Here is a 24,579-nt window from a genome sequence, read left to right on the forward strand (position 1 = left end):
AAAAAAGCAGGGATTTAAAATGCAAAACACACGATTAAGCAAGTTATTAGAATTTTTGGAGAACGAACCTAATGATCCCTTTATTTTATATGCTTTAGCTACAGAATACAACTCATTAAATGACACAGAAAATGCATTTGCGTATTATTTAAAACTTGTTGATCAACATCCGACTTATATAGGAACTTATTATCATTTAGGTAAATTGTACGAAAAACATAATCAAAAAGATAAAGCAATTGATATTTATCAAAAAGGAATTGCAGCTGCTAGAACAAAGCGAGATATGCATGCGCTTTCGGAATTACAAGGTGCTTACAATTCTGCAGCAGGTTTAGATTATGAAGATGACTAATTAAAAAATCCCTTGGCAAAAAGACAGCTCTTATTTATTAGAAATGTAATCTTTTTTACATTTACCGCTTTTGGAGGTGCACAAGCACATATTTCTCTTTTGCTAAGGTATTTCGTTAAAAATACTCACTTCATTTCCGAAGAAGAATTATTGGAATTAAATGCTTTAGCACAGGTATTACCTGGACCAGCTTCAACACAAACATTAGTTGGCATTGGCTATAAAGTTGGTGGGTTAAAACTGGCAATTTTTACCTTCTTAATTTGGATTATACCATCAGCAGCGATCATGACATTAGCAGCTATCAGCTATGCTATGCTAGATCAAAAACAACAGTTTGTTGAGATTTTGAAATTTATACATCCAATCGCATTAGGTATAGTTGCTTATGGAGCGTATAATTTGGGTAGAAAAGTCTTAGTAAATGAGGTAGCTATATTTTTAGCTTTTGGAGCTGTGATAGCTACGTTAGTTTTAAGAAATGCGTATGTATTCCCGCTTGCAATTTTAATAGGAGGGATGGTTTCATCAGCAATTGGAACACCAACAGATGAAGCTCAAATAAGAGTGAGATTATTTGCAAACATCAATCCTAGAAAATTATCTTATTTTATTGGTGTACTGCTTTTTATGGCAATGTTAGGCGCAATTATTAATAGGACATCTCCTTTCAGTTTACCCATTAGATTATTCGAAAATTTTTATCGCAACGGCATTTTTGTATTCGGAGGAGGACAAGTTTTAGTGCCATTAATGTTTACAGAGTTTGTAGAAATGAAGCATTATTTGTTGCAATCCGATTTTATTTCAGGTTTTGCAGTGCAACAAGTCTTGCCAGGGCCAACATTTTCTTTTACAAGTTACCTTGGTGCGTTAAGTATGAAACAAGGTGGATATGGCATCTCAGGACAAATTTTGGGCAGTGCTTTAGCTGTTTTAGGGATTAATTTACCAGGATTAATTTTAGTATTATTTATTGTTCCTTTTTGGGATGATTTGAAAAAAATTACGCGAATTAAATATTCTTTAGCAGGAATAAATGCAGTAAGTGTAGGTTTTATTATTGCAGCTTTTTTATTACTTATAAAACCAATAGGATTTGATTTATTGCCTATATCTATCTTAATATCAACCTTTTTAATCTTGAATTTCACAAAAATTAGTCCGCCGTTTATTATTTTGGTAGGAATACTTTTAGGCTTTTTGATTTAAAAAGGTGCATCTTCATCAGAGAAATCATCCATTTTAGATGGTCTGATAATTACATTTCCAGAAGATTTTTCGAAATTTTGAGACGGCATGATTTGACTTTCAGAAGAGAAGCTATTTTGTGGCATAAAGCTTTCTTCCAAGTCAGCAAATTTCACGTATTTTCCAATAAAGCGAAGCGGAACAATTCCAGTTTCCCCATTACGGTGTTTTGCAATAATTACTTCACCAATACCAGCTTGAGAGCGACCATTTTCATCTTCTGTTATCCCATAATATTCAGGACGATATAAGAACAACACCATATCGGCATCTTGCTCAATTGAACCAGATTCACGTAAATCTGATAGCAAAGGCCGCTTACCATTTTGACCTGGTCTGTTTTCTACAGCCCTACTTAATTGAGATAGGGCTAAAACTGGTACTTCTAATTCTTTTGCAACAGATTTTAACGCTCTTGAAATACTACCAATTTCTTGCTCACGGTTACCACCGCCTCCTTGACCTTCGCCTTTACCATGCATTAACTGCAAGTAATCGACAATAACCATTTGTATATCGTATTGCGATTTTAAACGACGACATTTAGCTCTGAATTCAAATATATTTAAAGCTGGAGTATCATCAATAAGAAGAGGTGCTTCGGTTAATGTTCCAATTTTACTGTGTAATTGTTGCCATTCCCATTCTGCTAAATTTCCTTTTCTAATTTTCTCCTGCTCAATTTCTGTTTCGCCAGATATCAGACGATTAACTAGCTGAACCGATGACATCTCTAAGGAGAAAACCACCACTGGTTTTTTAAAATCTACTGCTGCATTACGAGCACAACTAAGTACAAAAGCAGTTTTACCCATTGCTGGTCTTGCTGCAATAATTACCAAATCAGATTTTTGCCAACCACCTGTAATTCTATCTAAATCTGTAAAACCTGATGGAACACCAGTTAAGCCGTCTGTTTTAGTACGTAATTCTTCAAGCGTAGCTAAAGATTGCTTAATGATCTCGTCCATTTTTTGTGTATCTCTACGCAAATTATTTTGGGCGATATCAAATAAATTCTTTTCAGCGTGATCTAACAGATCGAAAATATCAGTAGTATCTTCGTAAGCATTAGTAATAATCTCGGTAGAAATTCTAATCAGCTCACGTTGAATATATTTCTGAGAAATAATACGAGCATGGTACTCAATATTTGCTGCAGAAGCTACACGATTAGTTAAATTAGTGATGTAATATGCACCGCCAACTATTTCTAATGTACCTTGCTGGCGCATTTCTGAAGTAACTGTTAAAATATCTACAGGCTTAGATTTTTGAAACAGTTGTTGAATTGCCTCAAATATTTTTTTGTGTGCCTCTTGATAAAAAACTTCAGGTTTTAAAATATCGATAACGGTAGATAAAGCATCCTTTTCTAACATCAAAGCACCTAAAACAGCTTCTTCTAAATCTATTGCTTGAGGCGGTATTTTGCCCATTGTATTCATAGAAGTAGCTAATCTACTTTTTCTTGCTGAAGTTGAAAATTTTCCTTGCCCTTGTGGTTCGTTATCGGTAATCATATCAACAAAAATATACAAAAGAAAGATTGAATTTCTAAATCTTTTTAAACACGCTGTGAATTAAGTTGTTGCATTTTTTAATTGTTTTAACATCTTTTATTTATTTCTAAACAATTAAATGTTAATAAGCAGAATAAGAATAATTACTTTTGTAGCAGATTTTAATTATGGATAATTTTAGAAGACCACAACGTGTAAAAGAAAATAACGAATTTGTTTTTGGTATAAGAGCGGTAATTGAAGCGATTAAAGCGGGTAGGGATATTGAAACAATTTATTTGCAACGTGGTTTAACTGGAGATTTATTTACAGAACTAAAAACTTTGCTTCACGGTACTTTAATCCCTCTAAGTTCTGTTCCTGTAGAGAAATTAAATAGAATGTCGCAAAAAAACCATCAAGGTGTAATTGCTGTAATTTCTCCAATAACCTACCAAAATATTGAAGATATCATTCCTTCAGTTTTTGAAAAAGGAGAAACGCCATTAATTTTAATATTAGATAGCGTAACAGATGTTCGTAATATGGGTGCAATTGCTCGTACTGCAGCATGTGTTGGTGTTCATGCAATAGTTGTTCCCTTAAAAAATGCTGCTCAAATTAATGCAGATGCCATAAAAACATCTGCTGGAGCTTTATTTAGTATTCCTATTTGTAGACACGATAATTTGCGTAAAATTTGCTTGTTTTTACAAGATAGTGGCTTGCAAATTGTGGCTTGCACCGAAAAAACCAACGATTTAATTTATGCGCCTGATTATACGATGCCAACTGCAATTGTGATGGGTTCTGAAGACGAAGGCATATCGAACGATTTATTACGTGTGGCAAATCATTTAGCTAAAATTCCAATGGCAGGGCAAATCGAATCGTTAAATGTTTCTGTCTCTGCTGGTGTAATCTTATACGAGGCTGTTAGACAGAGAACTAATTAGTTTTATTGAAGCGAAATAACACTGCTATTTTTAAAGTTCCTCCAGCTTTTTGCTAAATCTTTTTTGCTTCGAAAAGCTCAGCTCACAAAAAGTATATCGCTTCAATCTGGGCTATTTAATGTTGGCTTGTGCAAGTAAAACCTAAATAATTGCAAAAGCCTGTGTTTAATAAACCCGACAGCAACGAAAATATCTCGATTTTTTTTCGGGAATTGTAGTGAATGGCGGGGCAGAACAAACCTATTTACTAGTATGTTTGCTTTTCAAAAAAAATGTTTAGATAAATTTATTACCAAACTTCGCTTTTACATCTGCAACAATGTTTTTTACATTTTGTTCTTCAGACCGCGGACAAATTAATAAGGTGTTATTCGATTCAACCACAATATAATTGTGTAAACTTTGAAGGATTACTAGTTTTTCGCCTGGTACATTTACCATGCAGTTAGATGAATCGAACATCATTACCTGATCAGAAGGAATAACTGCATTACCTACATAATCTTTCTCGGCCATTTCATAAATAGAGGCCCAAGTTCCAAGATCAGACCAGCCAAAATCTGATGGAAGAACATATACATTATCAGCTTTTTCCATTATGGCAAAGTCGATAGAAATATTAGTGCATTGCAAATAAGCATTTGCAATAAATTCTACTTCATTAGCGGTGCTGTAAAATGAATTTCCCTGTTGGAAAATTTCATGCATATCTGGTAAGTGCTTTTCAAATGCTTTATTAATAGCTTTCGCTGACCAAATAAAAATACCAGCATTCCATAAAAAATCCCCGCTTTTAATAAAAGATTGTGCAAGTTCTAAATTAGGTTTTTCTGTAAAGGTTTTTACTTTATGTATGCTATCATCAGTTTTTAAAACCTCATCAACATATTGTATATAACCATATCCAGTATCTGGTCTATTAGGTTTAATACCTAAAGTGATTAAGCAATCATTTGTCGAAGCGGCCTCCATTGATTGCTCAATAGCCTGAATAAAGCCTTTTTGGTTTGCAATGGTATGATCTGATGGAGCAACTACTATAACTGCGTTTGGATTAATTTTAGCAATTTTCATAGAACCATATGCAATACATGGTGCTGTATTACGCATAATTGGCTCAGCCAAAATTTGATCTTCTTTTATCGCTGGAAGTTGTTCTTTGATTAAATCAACGTAAATCTCGTTAGTTACAATAAAGATATTTTCCGGTGGGCAAATTTGTAAAAATCTATCGTATGTACTTTGAATAAGGGTTTTGCCTACACCAAAGAAATCTATAAACTGTTTTGGAAATCCTGTTCTGCTTACCGGCCAAAAGCGACTGCCTACACCGCCAGCCATTATTAATGCGTAGTTATTTTTATTCATGTACTACAAAGATAATTTAATTTAAATAATGCCCTCTTGTAATAGGTCATGCAAATGTACCATTCCGTAGTAGGTATCACCTGTGGTGACCAATAACTGAGTAATGTTATTTGTTTTGATTAATTCTAGGGCTAATAATGCTAACTCATCTTTATCAATCTGTTTAGGATTAGTATTCATTAAATCTGCAGCGGTTATATTTTCAATATTAGTATGTTTTTCTAACATTCGTCTAATATCTCCATCTGTGATGATACCTAAAATCTTTTCATCGGCTATAACAACAACTGCACCTAAACGGTTTTTACTAATTTCAATAATTACATCTTTTACAGCAGCTGAAGGAGAAATAGTAGGCTTTTCATTTTTTGCAGCTAAATCACCAACCTTTAAATACAAGCGTTTTCCTAAAGATCCACCAGGATGATAGCGAGCAAAATCATCCGTATTAAATTCTCTAGCTTCTAGTAAACAAATAGCTAAGGCGTCCCCCATGGCTAATTGTGCAGTTGTACTCGTAGTGGGTGCTAAATTATGTGGACATGCTTCTTTATTAACTGTTGTATTTAAAATTAAATCAGCTTGTTTCGCTAAATCAGAATCTAAGGAACCTAGCATACCAATTAATAAATTGCCTGATTGTTTTAAAAGAGGGGCAAGGAGTTTAATTTCTGGGGTGTTTCCACTTTTAGACAAACAAATTACAATATCATCTTTTTGGATCATTCCTAAATCTCCATGTACAGCATCAGCAGCATGCATAAAAATTGCTGGTGTACCAGTTGAATTAAATGTAGCCACGATTTTTTGAGCAATAATTGCACTTTTGCCTATACCCGTCACAATAACTCGCCCATTACTCTCTAAAATAGCATGTACAACTTTTACAAAATCATCGTTAATATATTGTAAAAGGTTTAAAATAGCTTCTGATTCTAACTTTAAAGTTGAAATAGCTGTTTCGATTATAGATTTTTTACTTTTCAAAGAGAATTTATTAGTATATTGATGCTTTAATTAATGCAAAATTATGTTATTTTGAACAATAATAGCACAGAATATTTGATACAAAAAATGGACGTGAAAAAGTCGTTGTTTGATAATTTGCAAACTTTCTTCGGTTTCGATAATTTTAAAGGAGATCAAGAGTCGATAATTACCAATGTTTTAGAAGGAAAAAATACGTTCGTAATTATGCCTACTGGCGGAGGTAAATCTATATGTTACCAGTTGCCAGCATTAATGAGTGAAGGTACAGCCATTGTAATTTCGCCATTAATTGCATTAATGAAAAACCAAGTAGATCAGTTAAGAGCATTTGGTGGGAGTGATAGTATTGCACATTTTCTTAATTCATCCTTAAATAAAACAGAAATTACTCAGGTTAAGAGTGATTTATTAGATGGACAAACAAAATTATTATATGTTGCTCCGGAATCATTAGCTAAGCAAGAAAATATTGATTTTTTAAGATTGCTTAAGATTTCTTTTGTGGCGGTTGATGAAGCACATTGTATTTCTGAATGGGGTCATGATTTTAGACCAGAATATCGCAAAATAAGACAAGTAATAACGGGTTTAGGAGAAGAAATTCCAATTATAGCGTTAACTGCTACCGCAACCCCTAAAGTACAACAAGATATTATAAAAAATCTTCAAATGACAGATGCAACATTGTTTAAGTCGTCATTTAACAGACCAAACTTATTTTATGAAATTAGACCTAAGCGTGATGTAATTAAAGAAATTATCAGATACATTAAGTATAACACAGGTAAATCTGGTATCATTTATTGCTTAAGTCGTAAAAAGGTAGAAGAAGTTGCAGAGAGTTTAAATTTGAATGGAATTAAAGCTTTGCCTTATCATGCAGGATTGGAGCCTAAAGTTAGAGCGGAAACCCAAGATAAATTTTTAATGGAAGATGCAGAAGTGATTGTGGCTACAATTGCTTTTGGTATGGGAATAGATAAACCTGATGTGCGTTTTGTAATTCATCATGATATTCCGAAAAGTATGGAAGGCTATTATCAGGAAACTGGTAGGGCAGGAAGAGATGGAGGAGAAGGAGTTTGTTTAGCTTTTTATGCGCAGAAAGATGTTGATAAGTTAGCTAAATTCATGAAAGATAAACCTGTTTCAGAACGTGAAATAGGCACTCAAATTTTGAAAGAAGTAATTGATTATGCTGAATCAGGTGTGTGCCGAAGAAAGCAGATTTTACATTATTTTGGAGAAAACTTTAATGAAACTGGTTGCAATTGCATGTGTGATAATTGCAAAAAGCCAAAGCAATTATTTGAAGCGGAAGAACACTTGTTGACTTTACTAAAATTGATTGAATCTACAGGCGAAAAATTTGACGATACGCATTTACTGAACATTTTTATGGGAAGTGAAACAGCACAAACTATTGCTTATGAACAAAATAAATTGCCAGAGTTTGGTTTAGGTAAAGAAGCGGGCGAAATTCTTTGGAAATCACTAATTAGACAAGCTGTATTAAATAATTTTGTTTCAAAAGATATTGATAATTACGGCTTATTACGCCTAACTAAAAGTGGTAAAGATTTTATTGAGAACCCTTATAGCTTAAAATTCATTTTAAATGAATTGATAGAGAGCGCAGTTGATGATGATGAAGAAGATGTAAAACATGGTACAGGAGCGTTAGATACACAGCTGTTAGGTCTATTGAAAGATCTTCGTAAGAAAATCGCTAAGCAAAAAAATGTTCCTCCATTTGTGGTTTTCCAAGATCCATCTTTAGAAGAAATGTGTACGCATTATCCTATTTCAATGGATGAATTGAAACAAATTTCTGGTGTAGGACATGGAAAAGCATTAAAGTTTGGTGGATCATTTATCGAACTTATAAAAAAATATGTTGAAGATAATGATATAGAGAGACCAATTGATTTGGTGATTAAAACTCAGGCAAATAAATCTGCTTTAAAAGTTTCCATTATCCAAAATATTGACAGACAGATTGGTTTGGAAGATATTGCTAGATCAAAAGGAATTACTTATTTCGATATTTTAAAAGAAGTTGAAGCCATTGTAAATTCAGGTACGAAACTAAATTTGGGATATTTTGTTGATGAAGTTATTGATGAAGATAGGCAAGATGAAGTATTTGATTATTTCAGATCAGCTGATAATGATTCGATAGACGAAGCCTTAAATGATTTGGGCGAAAGTGATTATACTCGCGAAGAAATACAATTAATGCGGATTAAATTTATGTCCGAATTAGGAAACTAAACAACTAAATCCTTTAAGGATACATAAACTACTATGATTAACTTTTCTATAGATAAATTAAAACATACAGATTCTAACAATTTTTTTTTAATGGCTGGTCCCTGTGCTATTGAAGGCGAAGATATCGCTTTGCGCATTGCGGAAAAAATAGTTACACTTACAGATAAACTGAATATTCCATACATTTTTAAAGGTTCTTATCGTAAAGCAAATCGAAGTAAAGGAAGTTCTTTTACAGGTATTGGCGATGAAAAAGCATTAAAAATTCTTGAAAAAATTGGCAAAACATTCGATGTGCCTACTGTAACCGATATTCACGAAAGTGGAGAAGCAGCTATGGCGGCAGCTTATGTAGATGTTTTACAAATCCCAGCTTTTTTATGCAGACAAACAGATTTATTAATTGCAGCTGCAGAAACAGGAAAAGTAGTAAATGTTAAAAAAGGACAATTTTTATCTGCTGGTTCAATGAAATTCGCAGTTGATAAAATCATAGATTCAGGTAATCATAGGGTCATACTCACCGATAGAGGAAATACATTTGGCTACCAAGATTTAATTGTAGATTATCGTGGTTTACCAGAAATGCAAAGTTTTGGTGTTCCGGTCGTAATGGATTGCACACATTCACTACAACAGCCTAACCAAAGTAGTGGTGTAACTGGTGGTAAACCAGAGTTAATCGCAACCATTGCAAAAGCAGCAATTGCAGTAGGAGCAGACGGTTTATTTATAGAAACTCACCCCGATCCAGCTAATGCAAAATCTGATGGTGCTAATATGTTAAATCTAGCCTTATTAGAAGATTTATTGGTAAAGTTGATAAGAGTTAGACAAGCTATTTTATAATTATGCTCTGTGGTAATCTCCACGCCAGTTTTTTATAGCTATTTTAATTTCTTTTCCAGATAATTTTTCAGCAACAGCTCTATCTACTAAACTTAAAAACTCTTCATTCGGAGCAAAGCGTAAAGCAATAATTTGACCCATTCTTAATTCTGAGGGTAATAGTTTGCCGGTTAATGCAAAATAACGTAGGTTCTCTTCTGCTCGTATAGCTCTATCTTGTGCTTTTATGGCGAAACTCCGGCTATACCAAAACAATAAGGCCACAATTACAAATAAAATTAAAATCAATAAAGCGTTGTGTAAGTTTAGTTTTGTGGTATCGAGTGCATGAAAAATACCAATAATTGCACCTAATAAACCAGTTACAATCAATATGCCTAACACAAAGTGAAATCCAGGCACTAAACGAGTATGATTTTTAAAATTTTGTTCCATTATAATTTAAATTTTAATAATAGTAAATTCGGTTCTTCTATTTTGTTGCCTACCTTCTTCAGTAGTATTGTCTGAGCGAGGTTTAGTTTCGCCGTAACCTTTAAATGTAAGTCTTTTTTTGTCTATGCCATTATCAATTAAATAATCATAAACTGCTTTTGCTCTATTCTCTGATAATTTCTCATTTTCTTTTGCAATACCAACATTATCGGTATGTCCTTGTATTTCAATTGAAATGTGCTCATATTTTTTAAGTAGTTCGGTTAAAAGATTTAATTCGACGATTGATGGCGGCAAAAGCTCATATTTATTGGTATCGAAGAAAATATTTTTTAAAATAACATCACTACCAACTTGTAATTTATCTAATAATATTTCAATTTGATAAGGTTGATTGATACTTGCTTTATTCAATGCAAAATGTTGTGAATTAAATAAATATCCATCAGATTCTACATTAAAAGAATATTCACTTCCTATAGGCATTACGGCTAAAAAATCTCCTGTTTCTTTTGAAGTATAATCGTTAAAAACAGGCATATTTGTTTTTAAATCTATAATCAAAACATTTGCCTCTAATAACGATTTTGTTTCTTTATCTCTAACAATCCCTTTCACATATGTTACTGGCAATGGTTTTGCTTTTTCTGGAAGCTTAAAATGATAAATGTCTAAATCACCAAAACCACCACCCTCAATATTTGAAGAAAAATAACCCTCTAATCCATCTGCACTAACTGTTAAACCTATTTCTTCATTAAATGTATTAATTGGATAACCTAAATTAATTGGTGTAGAAAATTCTCCATTTTCATTCATACGACTGTAGAAAATATCTTTATTTCCAAAACCTGGCCAACCATCTGATGAGAAATACAACGTTTTTCCATCAGCATGCATAAATGGCGTATTTTCATCGTATGGTGTATTAATTTTTGATCCTAAATTTACTGGATCAGTCCATTTACCTTCATCTGTTAAATTACTTTTCCAAATATCATAACCTCCAATTCCACCTGGGCGATTACTTACAAAATACAATGTGTTTCCATCTGCGCTAATTGATGGTTGTGAATCCCAATATTCAGAATTAATTGTTTTTCCTAAATTTATAGCTTTACCCCATTCATTTCCCTCTTTTCTAGATACATAAATGTCGCAACGCCCTAAACCATCAGGTCTATTACAACCGGTAAAAAAAATATATTTCCCATCTGGTGAGATAGATTGTGCACCTTCATTAAAGTTTGGAGTGTTGATTTGATCACTTAAAGGTTGGGCCTTTTGCCATTCATTTTCTTTTTTTGTAGAAATAAAAAAGTCTTCATTTCCATTGGTAACTCTAGTAAATATTAGTGTTTGACCATCAGCAGTCAACGCTGGAAAATAATCTCGATTAGGACTATTTACATAAAAACCCATATTTATAGGTTCATATTTAGTTGGTGTTTTAATAGCTGAAATTGAAAAGTCGCAATCTAATATGTATTTTTTCGTTTTGTTTGTAAAATCTGGATCAGTACCGATGTATTTTTGTTGAAACTGTAAAAAGTTAGCTTTAGCAGGTACATAATCTCCAGAAAGAAGCTCGCTTTCTGCCAAAACATAATAAATTCTAGCTTCTACAGTTGGAGAAGCACTTATTGCCTTACGATAATTTTCTTTCGCTTTAGGATAAGACTTTAACCTACGATAAACATCTCCTAACTGAATATAGGCTAATTGGAATTTTGGATCTGCTTTTATAGCTGCATCCAAATATTTGATCCCTTCATCGTAAATGTTTTGTCTCAAATACTGCTGTGCATCATCAAAATTTTCTTGTGCTTTTTTGTTGATAGAAGTTTGAGCACTTACAGAAAAAGTTATCCAGCATAAAAAGAAAATCAATAATTTATTCATTTAAGCTAAGCAATTTGATGTTAGACTAATGTAAATAAAATATCGAATACTTTAGGGAATGTTAAGGAATTTATGGGTTTGTAATGAAATTTCCCATTTCGGATTTGCCATTACATATTCTACAATTAATGGTGTCATTTCTTTATACTTTGACCATTCTGGCTGCAAATATAATTTACAAGATGGTGATACAGTTTCGGCATATTTCTCTGCCCATTCAAAATCACTTTTATTAAAAACAATAACTTTTAATTCGTTTGCAAAAGGTGTAATGTCTGGTCTAGGGGCTTTGAATTTCTTAGGAGATAGGCAAATCCAATCCCATGAACCAGAGAGAGGATAAGCACCAGAAGTTTCTATAAAAGTTAGAATATTTTGTTCTTTTAGTTTTTTAGTTAGGTAATCTAGGTTATATATTAAAGGTTCACCACCAGTTACCACAACAGCTTTGCCAGGAAAAGTATCTGCTTTTGCTACAATATCATCACTTAAAGTAAGCGGATGCAATTCTGCATCCCAACTTTCTTTCACGTCACACCAATGACAGCCAACATCACAACCGCCCAAACGAATAAAATAAGCCGCTTTTCCTGTATTAAATCCTTCGCCTTGTATTGTGTAAAATTCCTCCATTAAAGGAAGTAATGTCCCATCTTCTGGTATATTGTGTGCCATTTTGTAAATTAGAGCGCAAATATACACATTCAAAAAAGCAGAAAAGATGATTTGGGTAAAGGTTTTGTCAAAACAAGAAACTGAAAGAGAAGATTTTATAGAAATGGCAAAAGCTGATGGGAAAAAAATCTGTGTGATTAAACATAAAGGAAAGTTTTCTGCTATTCAAAATACTTGCCCACACGCTGGAGGTCTTTTAAGTGGAGGTTGGTGCAAAGAAGGAAATATTGTTTGTCCAATTCACCGTTGGGAATATAATTTAGAAACAGGAAGAGGTGCTGAGGGACAAGGAGACTATATCAATATTTATCCAACAAAGTTGAAAGAAGATGGATTATATGTTGGATTTAAAGAAAGTTTATGGAAAAGGTTTTTTAGATAAAGTTGGTCTTAACTATAAATCTCTCTCTTAGCAGAGGCTAATGTGTTTTTCAATAAACCTGCAATGGTCATTAAACCTACACCGCCTGGAACTGGTGTGATCCATGAAGCCTTTGGGGCTACATTCTCGAAATCCACATCTCCATATAATTTAAAGCCAGATTTAGTTTCTGATGAAGTTTCTCTGTTAATACCCACATCAATAATAATAGCACCGGATTTAACCATATCTGCAGTTACAAAGTTTTTTCTGCCAATTGCAGCTACAACAATATCGCCTTGCAAAACCATTTCTTTTAAATTATGGGTTTTGCTATGTGTAAGTGTTACTGTACAGTTGCCAGGATTGGCGTTGCGAGCCATTAAAATACTCATCGGACTACCCACAATATTACTTCTTCCTACAACAACACAATGTTTACCAGTTGTGTCAATATTGTAAGCTTTCAGCATCAATAAAATGCCATAAGGTGTAGCTGGAATGAAACAAGGTAAATTACGCATCATTCTCCCTAAATTAACAGGATGAAAACCATCAACATCTTTGCGATAATCAATGGTTTCGGTAACTTTCTCCGGATCAATATGTTTTGGCAAAGGCAATTGAACAATTAAGCCATCAACTCCTGCATCTTTATTAATCTCTTCAATTTTAGCTAATAGTTCAGCTTCAGTAACTGAGTTATCATATCTCACTAATGAGGATTGAAAACCAACTTTTTCACAGTTTTTCATCTTACTAGCAACATAGGTTTCGCTTCCACCATCGTTACCAACTAAAATGGCAACTAAATGAGGTTTTCGTCCACTTTGTGCTAAAAATTCAGCAGCTTCTTCTGCTATTTCTGTTTTTATCTTTTCTGAAGCGAATTTTCCGTCTAGTAGTTGCATTGTAAGTATAAAGTATTTAGTAACTAGTATTTAGATATCATGTAGTCGTTTAAATACTAACTACTAATATCTAAATACTATTTTAATCTAATTTTAAAACTGCCATAAACGCACTTTGTGGAATTTCTACATTTCCAACTTGACGCATACGTTTTTTACCTTTTTTCTGTTTTTCTAATAATTTACGTTTACGAGAAATATCACCACCATAACATTTAGCAGTTACATCTTTACGTAATGCACTTAAAGTTTCACGAGCTATAACTTTTGCACCGATAGAAGCTTGTATCTTAATCTCAAATTGCTGACGAGGAATTAATTCTCTCAACTTTTCACAGATTTTTTTACCAAAATCGTATGCATTGCTACGGTGAATTAGTGAAGATAAAGCATCAACTGGTTCATCATTTATTAACATATCTAAACGCACCAAATCAGATTTACGGTAACCAACTTGGTGATAATCGAAAGATGCATAGCCTTTAGAAATGGTTTTTAATTTATCATAAAAATCAAATACAATTTCGCCCATTGGGATTTCGAAAACCAATTCAACTCTATCAGATGTTAAGTATGATTGATTTACAATAGTTCCTCTTTTCTGAATACAAAGTGACATTACAGGGCCAACAAAATCAGCTTTAGTAATGATATTTGCTTTAATAAATGGTTCCTCAACAGAATCCAATTTACTTGGGTCAGGCAAATCAGATGGGTTATTTACGAAAATTTCTTCACCTTTAGTCGTGTGTGCAATGTAAGATACGTTAGGAACTGTAGTAATTACCGTCATATCAAATTCACGCTCCAAACGCTCTTGGATAATTTCCATGTGTAGCATACCTAAGAAACCACAACGGAAACCGAAGCCTAAAGCAGCAGAACTTTCTGGTTCAAAAACGATCGAAGCATCATTCAGTTGCAATTTATGCATCGCTTCACGCAATTCTTCAAACTCATCGGTATCAACCGGATAAATACCAGCAAATACCATTGGTTTTACTTCTTCAAAACCTTGAATGGCTTCTTCAGAAGGTCTAGCAACATTGGTAATCGTATCACCAACTTTTACTTCACGTGCTTCTTTAATTCCAGAAATAATATAACCTACATCACCAGTTTTAACAGACGGTCTTGGAGACATATCTAGTTTTAAAATACCAACTTCATCAGCTAAATATTCTTTACCAGTATTAATAAATTTTACTTTATCGCCTTTTTTAATTTCGCCGTTCACAACTTTATAATAAGCTATAATTCCTCTAAAAGAGTTAAAAACGCTATCAAAAATTAAAGCTTGCAATGGTGCTGCCGCATCGCCAACAGGAGCTGGAACTCTATCAACAATTGCTTGCAAAATTTCAGGAATTCCCATTCCAGTTTTACCAGATGCAGGAATAATTTCTTCTCGTTTACAGCCAATCAAATCAATAATTTGGTCTTTTACCTCTTCTGGCATTGCTCCAGGCAAATCCATTTTATTTAAAATTGGTATGATTTCTAAATCATGCTCTAAAGCCAAATAAAGATTAGAAATTGTTTGAGCTTGTATGCCTTGCGATGCATCAACAATTAACAAAGCGCCCTCGCAAGCAGCAATAGAACGAGAAACTTCATAACTAAAATCAACGTGACCAGGTGTATCAATTAAATTGAAAACATATTCTTGGTCACCAATTTTATAATTCATTTGTATCGCGTGACTTTTAATCGTGATCCCACGTTCACGCTCCAAATCCATATTATCAAGCAATTGTGCTTGAGATTCGCGTTGAGAAATCGTCGCTGTATATTCTAATAATCTATCGGCTAAAGTGCTTTTGCCGTGATCTATATGTGCAATTATGCAAAAATTACGTATGTGCTTCATCTTTGCTGCAAAGATAGTTTTTTTAGCTAAAGATTTGAAAAGCAATTTCAGTAACTCTTATCGTTATTTCAGTCCCGCTTTTTGCTTTACTTCGCTGCGCTTCGTGTTCGCTACAATCGGGTTTAGAGAACTAGAAAATCCACTAACACAAATCTATTTAACAGTGATTTCATCAAAAAATGTGTGTGCTTTGCCACCAACGCCTTCGTGCCAAGAAGGTAGTGTTCCATAGTTTTTAGCAATAATTTTTATATATCTGCAAGTCTTGTCAATTTTGGCAGTTAGTTCTTTAATTTGAATTGTATAGTCTTTTGCATCAGCGGGAGCTTTTACTGTGCTTATTAATTTAAAATTCATATCATTGCCAGCTATATAAAACTCAGTTTCCGAAGGAAAAATAATCCATGCTTGGGTATCTTGTAAAGCGTCAATACTTACAGCATTTACTTGCTGTTCTTTGCCTAAATCCAAAATGCCATCAAAATCTACTCCCCAGAAGCCTTGCCAACGATTTCCAACTCTCCAGTTTATACTACCCCTAACACCATCAATTAAGGCGTCATTTCCTCCGCCAGTAAAGCTTTTGTTGATTTCGCTATTGATTTTTACAGTATAGTTAGTGGTAATTTTTTTATAAGCAGCAGTACTCACATAACTGGTTTTAAATCCATTTTTATAAGCAATTGCTTTGACCGAAATATCTTTATCTATACTAAATGGGGCAATGTATCTAATAGAATTACGATTTGGTATTGAACCGTCTATGCTGTAATAAATTTCTGTATTTGATAGGGCAGAAGTAATACTTATTTCAGCTTTATTTTTAAAAGTTTCTTGCGGACCTTCAATAATTGGGTTAGGGACTATTAGGTTTTCGCTAATTTTCATGATAGGTTTTTGTAAACCATTTAGATAGTTCAAATTTGATGTAGCAGACAAAGCAAAGTTTAAATTAGCGCCATTTGCCAAATCTGAGAAATTTAAAAACAGTTTATTGTAGGCCTTCCCATTTAATAAAATCCCATTAATGTAATAATTGGCATCGCTTTTAGTAGGAGCGGAAATAATTATTTTTTTGCCATTTTCTAAACTAATAGTCATCTTTTTAAACCATGGTGTACCAATATTATACATGTTATTCCCTGGCGAAACTGGATAAATTCCCATCGCACTCATCACCAACCACGCACTCATCTGACCACAGTCCTCATTTCCTGCCAAGCCATCAGGTTGATCATCGTATTGTTCATTCATGATTTTATTGACGTAATATTGTGTTTTTTCTGGATGTGTAGTGAAATTAAATAAATAGGCCATGTGATGACTTGGTTCATTTCCATGTGCATATTGTCCAATTAAACCAGTAATATCGCTTTGATCACGGCCTGTTAAACCTTGTTTTGTGGTAAACAATTCATCCAGCTTTGCTTGATAAATCTTTTCTCCACCCATTAAATTCATATGTCCGTTTACATCTTGTTGAGTGCTAAAACTATAATGCCAAGAATTTCCTTCCGTATAATTATTATTAACCTCAGTTGGGTTAAACGGTTTCCACCAACCCCCATTATTTCGTGCTCTAATATGCCCAGTCGATGGGTCGTAAACGTTTTTCCAGTTCTGTGCTCTGGTGATGTAAGTTTGATAATCTGCTTCTGCACCTATCATCTTAGCAAATTGTGCCACGCACCAATCATCATAAGCATATTCTACAGTTTTTGAGGCGCTTTCATGCTCAAAATCTGCTAATACAGCTCCATTTTTTGCATAAGTATCGATACCAAACTGCTTACGATTTACAGCATGTTTCATGGCTTCTAAAGCTAATTTGGTGTCGAAACCTCTAATACCTTTGGCGTATGCATCTGTTATCACAGGAATAGCATGATTTCCTATCATACAGAAAGTTTCATCGTTTGCTAAAGGCCAAATGGGTAACAATCCACCTTCCTTGTGCATTGCTAAAAAAGTTTTAATGAAATCTAACGTTCGTTTTCTATCAATTAAAGTTAATAGAGGATTTTCTGTTCTATAGGTATCCCATAAAGAGAAAACACTATAATATTCGAAGTCTTTTGCAACATGTACCTTTTTATCCAAACCACGATATTTACCATCAACATCCATATATAAATTTGGATTAAGTAAACTGTGGTATAATGCTGTATAAAAAGTAGTTAATTGTTTTTTACTTGTGCTTACTGCATCAATTTTTGAGAGTTCAATATTCCAAACTTGCTTAGCTTTTGCATATGTTTTTGCAAAATCAAATCCATCTTTTTCACTATTCAAGTTTTTTAGCGCACCTGCATCATCTACAGCAGAAATAGCTACTTGTGATAGTATGCTTTCTTGATCGGTAGTTTCGAATTGAATATAAACTTTAAGATTTGTTCCTTTTGCTTTCTTTAAACCAGTTTGTAATTCATCGTTTATAGCTATTCCAAAAGATTTGAAAGGTTTGTTATAACGAACATGGAAATATAATTCTTGCCCTTTTGCCCAAGAACTCGATTTTCTATAACCTTTAATTTCTCTATTGTTTACAATTTCTACCCAACTATCTAAAACTTTATCTCGGTGTTTTAAATCAATAATGATATTAGATTCCTTCGATTTTGGATAAGTGAATTTGTAGAGACCTGCTCTTCGTGAGGTAGTAATTTCGGCTTTAACTTGATATTTATCTAAAAAAGTTTTGTAATATCCTGGGCTCGCTTGCTCATTTTTCTTTTGAAAAGGAGAGGCGTATTGTTTATTTATAAATTCTGGTTTGCCAACTGTTGGCATAAATAAAAAATCACAATAATCTTCAATTCCAGTTCCACTTAAATGTGTTTGAGAGAAGCCATAAATGATATTGTCTGTGTAATGATAGCCAGAACAGCCATCCCAGCCTTCTAATCTGGTGTCAGGTCCTGGTTGTATCATACCAAAAGGAATTGCAGGTCCTGGATAAGTATGGCCATGTCCTCCGGTTCCTATAAATGGATTAACATATTGAGTAAAGTCTTTTTTAGTTTGTGCAGATGCGATATTTGCCAGTATCAAAAGAGGCAACAATAGCTTAAAAAATTTCATTTGAATTAGTTAGTGGTTGACTTTAGTTCAATTTTTTTCATTCGAGAGAATGGATATCCATTGCATCCTTTTTTAGGGTTTTGCCTATCTACATAAGCAGTTTGTTCAGCAATACTATCGGTTGGCGCATCATAAACGGTTAAGCAGAAACCCCATTTCCAAGGCTCCATACCTGTAAAGGTCATGTAATCTATTCTGGTATATTTATTACCATCTGTTTTGTTTGCCACATCATTTTTCGCAACTAAATACTGTTTTTCAAGATTCCATTTAAGGATATGATATTTTGAAGTTGGATTTTGTACCCAAAGTGTGTCATTTATGCTATAGGTAATTCCATAATCATCAATAAAATTACCTAAAGCAAATTCAGGAGCTTTAGATCTGGTTTGTTGCCCAAATAAGTAAAGCGGAAACATCAAGAATAAAAAAAAATTAAACCTCATTTGTAAATATTTTAGCTTTTAACTCTATGTTTTTGATATAATAATCCTGATATAATCAATAATATAATTGCAATAACTAATAATATTGTAGAATGCTCAATCATCAAAAACTTGTCATGGAAATTAATATCAATAGCGTCTTTTGGGATAATGAATGAAACAATTAAAAATAGAATACCTAAAATTAGACTGGCGAAAGATGCTTTCATAAATATGGTTATTTTGATGTAAGTTGTTTAACTATTTCTTCTGATGTTTGTTGGTATTGATACTCGTCTTCAATGCTTCCCATTTTTGTGCTCTGATTTCTAAACTGCATTTTACTTTGTAAACTAACTCTAGCAGATGAATGAAAAACCTTTGCACTGGTTTTTGCTGCAATCTCTTTAATATTATCAGGATATATTCCAGCTCCTGGCATAACTTCTATTCTTCCATTAGCCTGTCTCACTAATTTAGAAATGAATTCCATTCCTGTAAAAGCACTTTCAAAACCACCCGAAGTTAAAACCCTTACAAAACCTAATTCAATTAAATCTTCTAGCGCTTTCTCTAAATCATTGCTCATATCAAAAGCTCTATGAAATGAAACAGGCATTGGTTTTGCCAATTCAATTAATTCTTTGCAGCGTATTTTATCTATTTCACCATCTGGTGTTAAAATACCCATAACTACGCCATTACAATTCAGTTCTTTGCAGATTTTGATGTCTTCTTTCATCAATTCGAATTCATCAGCATTATATAAAAAATCTCCACCACGTGGGCGAATAATTGGCCAAATTTCAATGGACAACCTTTCTTTGCAAAGCTTAATTTGTCCATAACTGGGAGTTGTACCACCTTCAGCCATATTTTCACAAAGCTCTACGCGAATTGCGCCTCCATTTTGAGCTGCAACAGCAGAAGAGTAGGAGTTAGCACAAATTTCAAGTGACTTGGACATTAATAATAGCTTTTCCCTTTGATTACCAAATCTTGTTTACTGCTATCGCAAACTGCATAACTAAATCCTTTTTGAATTGCATATGCACCGTATTCACCTTTTTTATTCATGGCTAAAAAGCCAACTTGAATGTTCTTGGCAGTTTCTGGTTTCTTTTTGATGATACGCATTACTGCTTCTTTACAGGCTTCTTCCGGACTATAACCTTGTCGCATTAATTCTACAACTAAAAAAGAACCTACATTTCTCACCACTTCTTCTCCAACACCAGTTGATGTTGCTCCACCAATTTCATTGTCAATGTATAAACCAGCACCAATAATTGGACTATCACCGATACGACCATGTAATTTATAAGCCATACCACTTGTTGTACATGCACCAGAAAGATTTCCTTTTGCATCCATGGCTATCATCCCAATGGTATCATGGTTATATTGATTTCCTGGTAATTTCTGTGGGGCCGCTTTATCATATAGTTTATTTTCTATATTCATAACTGGCTCATACTTGGAAGTCTTTAACCATTCTTTCCATGCTTTTTCACTTGCAGGGGTTAATAAATTTTCTTTTTTAAACCCTTGCTCTAAAGCAAATTGTAAAGCTCCATCTCCAGCTAACATTACGTGAGGAGTTTTTTCCATCACTTTTCGAGCAACAGAAATCGGATGTTTAATATGTTCTAATGCTAAAACAGCACCACAATTTCCCAATTCATCCATAATGCAAGCATCCAAAGTTACTTTTCCATCACGGTCTGGTAAACCCCCATAACCAACAGATTGATTAGATTCATCAGCTTCTGGAACCCAAACACCTTGTTCGACAGCATCTAACGCACGTCCATTTTTGCTTAAAACTTTCCAAGCATCAGCATTTGCTGCTACTCCAAAATCCCATGTAGAGATTACTATTGGTTTGTTTATATTGCTTCCTATAGTTTTTGGTAAAACTTCTGCAATGCTATTTTTGCTTACAACAATTAAACCTGCAGATAGGGCTGAGGTTTTAATGAATTTTCTTCTATCAAACATAATTGATATTATTTAACCTATTGTAAAATTATCTGCGTCTTTTAAAAAGGGAAATTGTCGACGTACTTTCTCCAAATCTGGATAATTTATACTGAATGTATATAAATCTTCATCTTCAGGTTTGTAATAAATTGTATTTCCATAGGGATCTATGCACATTGAATGGCCACTATGGTATACTTGATTGCCATCGTGACCAACCCGATTTACACCAATTACATAACTTTGATTTTCTATTGCACGAGCATGAATTAAAGTACGCCAATGAGCAGATCTTTTATCTGGCCAACTTGCTACTAGCAATAAAATATCATATTCGGCATTTTTGTTGCGCAACCATACGGGAAAACGTAAGTCATAACATACTGCCAATCTGATTTTCCAGCCTTTAAGCTCAACAATAAGTTGTTTTTCTCCAGCAGTATAATTTGCATCTTCATCACCCAAACCAAACAGATGATGTTTATCGTAATATTGATAATCGCCTGTTGGTAACATCCAAATCATTCGATTATAAAACTTGCCATTTTCCTTAATAATTAAACTCCCAGTAATCGCACAATCATAGTTTTCGGCTGTTTTTTGAAGCCATTGTATGGTTTTACCAGTCATTTCTTCAGCCATTTCTTCAGCTTTCATGGTAAAACCTGTATTGAACATTTCGGGTAAAACAATTAAATCTGTTTTTTCACGTACGCCACTGGATAATCGCAAAGAAATATTCTGCAAATTTTTATCAATGTTTTCCCAAAATAAATACGCCTGAAAAACGGTAATTTTTAGGTTCTGAATGTTTAAGTATTGTGGACTTTCCATTTTATAATTTTTAGGACCAGGAAATTATACTTTTAATAATCTTTCAACTGCTTTTTCTAAGGTATCTTGTTCTTTTGCAAAACAAAAGCGCAATATCTTATCATCAGTTCCTTTTGTGTAAAATGCAGAAACAGGTATTCCAGCTACACCAAAATCTGTTACTAATCGTTTAGCCATATCAATATCTTTTTCATCGCTAAAGTTACTATAGCTTACACACTGAAAATAAGAACCTTTACAAGGTAATAATTTAAATTTGGTCTCGCTTAAAAGAGATCTAAATAAATCTCTCTTTTGCTGAAAAAATGAAGATAAACTATCGTATATATTCTCACTTTTTAAGTAATTAGCTACGCCAAGTTGCATTGGTGTATTTACACTAAAAACGTTAAATTGATGGATTTTTCTAAACTCAGCCATTAGTTTAGCAGGAGCAAGACAATAACCTAATTTCCAGCCTGTAGTATGCAATAATTTACCGTAAGAAGCAACAATAAAACTGCGTTCCTGTAATTCTGGATATAAAGCAACACTTTCATGTTTTTCTCCATCAAAAATGATATGCTCATACACTTCATCGCTTATAATTAAGATATCAGTGTTTTTTGTCAGTTTAATTAAAGCCTGAATGTCAGCTTTGCTTAAAATACTACCAGACGGATTATGGGGACTATTTAAAATAATCATCCTGGTATTTGCGGTAAAAAGTTTTTTTACCATTTCCCAATCTATCGAATAATCGGGTGCGTGTAGTTCAAAAGGCTTAACTAAGCCGCCTAATAACTTTACCGTTGGTGAATAACAATCATATGCAGGTTCGAAAATTATTACCTCGTCTCCAGGATTAATTACTGCTGCTAATGCTGTAAAAATTGCCTGAGTTCCGCCAGCAGTAATAGTTACTTCAGTTTCTGGATGATAATAGGCACCATACATTTTATCCATTTTTTCGGCAACTAATTCGCGTAGTATTTGCAAACCTTGCATTGGTGCATATTGATTATAACCATCTTTCATAGCATCAGCTACAAAATTTATTAGCTTAGGATTGGTTGCGTAATCTGGAAAACCTTGAGAAAGGTTAATCGCATTATGTTGTTGAGCTAACTTAGACATTACCGAAAATATGGTAGTGCCAACAGTAGGGAGTTTAGAATTAAGAAGTATCATGCATTACGAAATTAGCAATAATCCGATAAAATTATAGCTATTCAACTGAAATGATAATTATTATTGATTTGTAGAAATTTGATTGATTTTATTTCTTCCAATAAGTAAACAACATAATGCAATTAAAGCAGCTATTGTCATTACAGCGGGCATTGGCCAAACTACATCTGCCGCAAATAAGCTAATTGCTGCAGAAGCTAGTGCACCTAAACCCATTTGCAGGGCTCCCATTAATGCAGATGCACTTCCAGCATTTTTACTGAAAGGGGCAAGAGCAAGTGCAGATGCATTTGGATTAATAAAGCCTAAACAGCCTAAGAATAAAGCGATAAAACCAATTGTGGTATATAGATTTAAAAGGTTATTAAGTGCTGCTGATAAAAATAATATACTAAAAATGCATTGCGCAATTAATGCCCAAAACACAATATTTTTGCTTGTAAACCATCTTAGAATAATGCTATTTACTTGACTGAAACCGATGAATGAAACAGATAAAAGCGCAAAGATCCAACCGTAACCTGTTTCACTTACTTGATATAAATCCATAAATACGACTGGTGATGAAGATACGTAAGCAAATAATCCACTAAACGTAATACCGCTAACCAACGCATAGGTATAGAACTCTGGTTCTTTAAGTACTAATACGAAATTATTTAAAATAGGTTTAGGTTTTAAAGAGTAAGTTGGGTCTGGTTTATAACTTTCTGGTAACCAAAAAATTGATGCCAACAACATCAATAAAGACATAAAACTTAAAAAAACAAATACCGATTGCCAACCTAAAGCAGTAATGAGATAACCTCCTGCTGTTGGTGCCAGCATTGGCGATACTGCGATTACCAACATTAAAGAGGCAAAAACTTTAGGACTTTCTTTTACTGTAAATAAATCTCTAACCATAGCTACAGATGCAACTGCTGTTGCACAACTTCCAATGGCCTGTACAAATCTCAATACAATTAATTGATCTATTGAAGTAACTAATAAACAGCCTAATGAAGATAATATGTAAAGAATTAATCCAAAATATAATGGTTTTTTTCTTCCAAATTTATCTAATAGTGGACCGTACAATAATTGACCAGCAGAAATTCCGATAAAAAATGTAGATAACGATAATGAGACGTTTGGCACACTTGTATTTAAATCTTTTGCGATTGCTCTAAAACCAGGCAAATACATATCTATTGAAAATGGGCCTAAAGCTGCAAGTGATCCTAGAATTAAAATAAGAAAAAATGATTTTGATTTTGCCATTGGTGGAATTTAAGAGGCGCAAAGATGAGTATTTTGAAGCCTGTTAGTCGTCTAAAGTTTGTCAAAAGAGAGATTAATTTTTGACAAATCAATAGAGAAAACCTAAAATTTCGTTTCTGTTAAA

General features: G+C 33.5%; 22 protein-coding genes. 6 read left to right on the plus strand and 16 right to left on the minus strand.

The annotated features are described in order from the left end of the window. The first annotated feature begins 19 nt into the window (after positions 1-19). Both HQN85_RS03265 and chrA read left to right on the plus strand, forming a co-directional pair. Positions 20-355, plus strand: a complete 336-nt coding sequence (locus HQN85_RS03265; RefSeq protein ID WP_173268913.1) for a tetratricopeptide repeat protein — start codon at positions 20-22, stop codon at positions 353-355. Positions 356-367: 12 nt separating this feature from the next. Then, positions 368-1,567 carry a chromate efflux transporter gene (gene chrA / locus HQN85_RS03270; protein WP_216847213.1) on the plus strand — a complete coding sequence of 400 codons (1,200 nt, stop codon included), beginning with the start codon at positions 368-370 and terminating at the stop codon, positions 1,565-1,567. On the opposite strand, the gene dnaB is transcribed toward chrA, so the two are convergent. Beyond that, the gene (gene dnaB, locus HQN85_RS03275; RefSeq protein WP_173268914.1) at positions 1,564-3,129 is read right to left on the minus strand and encodes a replicative DNA helicase; all 1,566 of its coding nucleotides are present in this window, start codon (positions 3,127-3,129) and stop codon (positions 1,564-1,566) included. The genes chrA and dnaB overlap by 4 nt on opposite strands. Before the next feature lie 167 nt (positions 3,130-3,296). Between dnaB and rlmB the strand changes: the two genes are divergently transcribed. Further along, positions 3,297-4,064, plus strand: a complete 768-nt coding sequence (gene rlmB, locus HQN85_RS03280) for a 23S rRNA (guanosine(2251)-2'-O)-methyltransferase RlmB (RefSeq protein ID WP_173268915.1) — start codon at positions 3,297-3,299, stop codon at positions 4,062-4,064. Positions 4,065-4,340: 276 nt separating this feature from the next. Here rlmB and HQN85_RS03285 read toward each other — a convergent pair whose 3' ends face one another. Next, positions 4,341-5,432 (minus strand): mannose-1-phosphate guanylyltransferase, encoded by a 1,092-nt coding sequence (locus HQN85_RS03285; protein ID WP_173268916.1) that lies wholly within the window; start codon positions 5,430-5,432, stop codon positions 4,341-4,343. A 21-nt stretch (positions 5,433-5,453) separates the two neighbouring features. Then, positions 5,454-6,419: a KpsF/GutQ family sugar-phosphate isomerase gene (locus HQN85_RS03290; protein WP_173268917.1), complete on the minus strand. Its 966-nt coding sequence runs from the start codon at positions 6,417-6,419 to the stop codon at positions 5,454-5,456. An 87-nt stretch (positions 6,420-6,506) separates the two neighbouring features. On the opposite strand from HQN85_RS03290, the gene recQ reads away from it, so the two are divergent. Both recQ and kdsA read left to right on the plus strand, forming a co-directional pair. Continuing rightward, entirely contained in the window at positions 6,507-8,696 is a 2,190-nt protein-coding gene (recQ, locus tag HQN85_RS03295; protein WP_173270208.1) for a DNA helicase RecQ, read from the plus strand. Between the two features lie 33 nt (positions 8,697-8,729). Beyond that, the gene (gene kdsA, locus HQN85_RS03300) at positions 8,730-9,545 is read left to right on the plus strand and encodes a 3-deoxy-8-phosphooctulonate synthase (RefSeq protein WP_173268918.1); all 816 of its coding nucleotides are present in this window, start codon (positions 8,730-8,732) and stop codon (positions 9,543-9,545) included. On the opposite strand, the gene HQN85_RS03305 is transcribed toward kdsA, so the two are convergent. Genes HQN85_RS03305 through HQN85_RS03315 form a run of 3 tightly spaced genes read right to left on the minus strand, consistent with a single transcriptional unit; the run spans position 9,546 to position 12,557 of the window. After that, positions 9,546-9,980 carry a DUF6526 family protein gene (locus HQN85_RS03305; protein ID WP_216847214.1) on the minus strand — a complete coding sequence of 145 codons (435 nt, stop codon included), beginning with the start codon at positions 9,978-9,980 and terminating at the stop codon, positions 9,546-9,548. A 6-nt stretch (positions 9,981-9,986) separates the two neighbouring features. Next, positions 9,987-11,882, minus strand: coding sequence for an OmpA family protein (locus HQN85_RS03310; protein ID WP_173268919.1), 1,896 nt, complete (start codon positions 11,880-11,882; stop codon positions 9,987-9,989). Positions 11,883-11,933: 51 nt separating this feature from the next. Next, positions 11,934-12,557 carry a 7-carboxy-7-deazaguanine synthase QueE gene (locus HQN85_RS03315; protein WP_173268920.1) on the minus strand — a complete coding sequence of 208 codons (624 nt, stop codon included), beginning with the start codon at positions 12,555-12,557 and terminating at the stop codon, positions 11,934-11,936. 46 nt (positions 12,558-12,603) lie between these two features. Between HQN85_RS03315 and HQN85_RS03320 the strand changes: the two genes are divergently transcribed. Beyond that, positions 12,604-12,939, plus strand: coding sequence for a Rieske (2Fe-2S) protein (locus HQN85_RS03320; protein ID WP_173268921.1), 336 nt, complete (start codon positions 12,604-12,606; stop codon positions 12,937-12,939). A gap of 8 nt (positions 12,940-12,947) precedes the next feature. Here the strand turns inward: HQN85_RS03320 and HQN85_RS03325 are convergent, their stop codons facing one another. From HQN85_RS03325 to HQN85_RS03365, 10 genes are all read right to left on the minus strand, one after another. Next, positions 12,948-13,829 (minus strand): bifunctional 5,10-methylenetetrahydrofolate dehydrogenase/5,10-methenyltetrahydrofolate cyclohydrolase, encoded by an 882-nt coding sequence (locus HQN85_RS03325; RefSeq protein WP_173268922.1) that lies wholly within the window; start codon positions 13,827-13,829, stop codon positions 12,948-12,950. A gap of 82 nt (positions 13,830-13,911) precedes the next feature. After that, a complete protein-coding gene (gene lepA, locus HQN85_RS03330; RefSeq protein ID WP_173268923.1) occupies positions 13,912-15,699 on the minus strand; it encodes a translation elongation factor 4 in 1,788 nt (595 codons plus the stop codon). A 153-nt stretch (positions 15,700-15,852) separates the two neighbouring features. Next, a complete protein-coding gene (locus tag HQN85_RS03335; protein WP_173268924.1) occupies positions 15,853-18,780 on the minus strand; it encodes a GH92 family glycosyl hydrolase in 2,928 nt (975 codons plus the stop codon). A 5-nt stretch (positions 18,781-18,785) separates the two neighbouring features. Continuing rightward, positions 18,786-19,226 (minus strand): hypothetical protein, encoded by a 441-nt coding sequence (locus tag HQN85_RS03340; RefSeq protein ID WP_173268925.1) that lies wholly within the window; start codon positions 19,224-19,226, stop codon positions 18,786-18,788. Between the two features lie 11 nt (positions 19,227-19,237). Continuing rightward, positions 19,238-19,435 carry a hypothetical protein gene (locus HQN85_RS15685; protein ID WP_216847215.1) on the minus strand — a complete coding sequence of 66 codons (198 nt, stop codon included), beginning with the start codon at positions 19,433-19,435 and terminating at the stop codon, positions 19,238-19,240. 8 nt (positions 19,436-19,443) lie between these two features. Beyond that, entirely contained in the window at positions 19,444-20,172 is a 729-nt protein-coding gene (locus HQN85_RS03345; protein ID WP_173268926.1) for a copper homeostasis protein CutC, read from the minus strand. After that, positions 20,172-21,206 (minus strand): N(4)-(beta-N-acetylglucosaminyl)-L-asparaginase, encoded by a 1,035-nt coding sequence (locus HQN85_RS03350; protein WP_173268927.1) that lies wholly within the window; start codon positions 21,204-21,206, stop codon positions 20,172-20,174. The genes HQN85_RS03345 and HQN85_RS03350 overlap by 1 nt, the downstream gene beginning before the upstream one ends. A gap of 12 nt (positions 21,207-21,218) precedes the next feature. Beyond that, entirely contained in the window at positions 21,219-22,022 is an 804-nt protein-coding gene (locus HQN85_RS03355) for a nitrilase family protein (RefSeq protein WP_173268928.1), read from the minus strand. Positions 22,023-22,046: 24 nt separating this feature from the next. After that, entirely contained in the window at positions 22,047-23,192 is a 1,146-nt protein-coding gene (locus HQN85_RS03360; RefSeq protein WP_173268929.1) for a methionine aminotransferase, read from the minus strand. A gap of 60 nt (positions 23,193-23,252) precedes the next feature. Then, complete coding sequence (locus HQN85_RS03365; RefSeq protein ID WP_173268930.1) at positions 23,253-24,455, minus strand: multidrug effflux MFS transporter; 1,203 nt, start codon at positions 24,453-24,455, stop codon at positions 23,253-23,255. Positions 24,456-24,579: the final 124 nt, after the last annotated feature.

Source organism: Pedobacter boryungensis (assembly GCF_013204825.1).
Classification (GTDB): Bacteria; Bacteroidota; Bacteroidia; order Sphingobacteriales; family Sphingobacteriaceae; genus Pedobacter; species Pedobacter boryungensis.

Coding starts and splice junctions, on each gene's coding strand:
- HQN85_RS03265 (WP_173268913.1), top strand. CDS start 20: ATGCAAAACACACGATTAAGCAAGTTATTAGAATTTTTGGAGAACGAA.
- dnaB (WP_173268914.1), bottom strand. CDS start 3,129: ATGATTACCGATAACGAACCACAAGGGCAAGGAAAATTTTCAACTTCA.
- rlmB (WP_173268915.1), top strand. CDS start 3,297: ATGGATAATTTTAGAAGACCACAACGTGTAAAAGAAAATAACGAATTT.
- HQN85_RS03285 (WP_173268916.1), bottom strand. CDS start 5,432: ATGAATAAAAATAACTACGCATTAATAATGGCTGGCGGTGTAGGCAGT.
- recQ (WP_173270208.1), top strand. CDS start 6,507: ATGGACGTGAAAAAGTCGTTGTTTGATAATTTGCAAACTTTCTTCGGT.
- kdsA (WP_173268918.1), top strand. CDS start 8,730: ATGATTAACTTTTCTATAGATAAATTAAAACATACAGATTCTAACAAT.
- HQN85_RS03305 (WP_216847214.1), bottom strand. CDS start 9,980: ATGGAACAAAATTTTAAAAATCATACTCGTTTAGTGCCTGGATTTCAC.
- HQN85_RS03310 (WP_173268919.1), bottom strand. CDS start 11,882: ATGAATAAATTATTGATTTTCTTTTTATGCTGGATAACTTTTTCTGTA.
- HQN85_RS03315 (WP_173268920.1), bottom strand. CDS start 12,557: ATGGCACACAATATACCAGAAGATGGGACATTACTTCCTTTAATGGAG.
- HQN85_RS03320 (WP_173268921.1), top strand. CDS start 12,604: ATGATTTGGGTAAAGGTTTTGTCAAAACAAGAAACTGAAAGAGAAGAT.
- HQN85_RS03325 (WP_173268922.1), bottom strand. CDS start 13,829: ATGCAACTACTAGACGGAAAATTCGCTTCAGAAAAGATAAAAACAGAA.
- lepA (WP_173268923.1), bottom strand. CDS start 15,699: ATGAAGCACATACGTAATTTTTGCATAATTGCACATATAGATCACGGC.
- HQN85_RS03335 (WP_173268924.1), bottom strand. CDS start 18,780: ATGAAATTTTTTAAGCTATTGTTGCCTCTTTTGATACTGGCAAATATC.
- HQN85_RS03340 (WP_173268925.1), bottom strand. CDS start 19,226: ATGAGGTTTAATTTTTTTTTATTCTTGATGTTTCCGCTTTACTTATTT.
- HQN85_RS15685 (WP_216847215.1), bottom strand. CDS start 19,435: ATGAAAGCATCTTTCGCCAGTCTAATTTTAGGTATTCTATTTTTAATT.
- HQN85_RS03345 (WP_173268926.1), bottom strand. CDS start 20,172: ATGTCCAAGTCACTTGAAATTTGTGCTAACTCCTACTCTTCTGCTGTT.
- HQN85_RS03350 (WP_173268927.1), bottom strand. CDS start 21,206: ATGTTTGATAGAAGAAAATTCATTAAAACCTCAGCCCTATCTGCAGGT.
- HQN85_RS03355 (WP_173268928.1), bottom strand. CDS start 22,022: ATGGAAAGTCCACAATACTTAAACATTCAGAACCTAAAAATTACCGTT.
- HQN85_RS03360 (WP_173268929.1), bottom strand. CDS start 23,192: ATGATACTTCTTAATTCTAAACTCCCTACTGTTGGCACTACCATATTT.
- HQN85_RS03365 (WP_173268930.1), bottom strand. CDS start 24,455: ATGGCAAAATCAAAATCATTTTTTCTTATTTTAATTCTAGGATCACTT.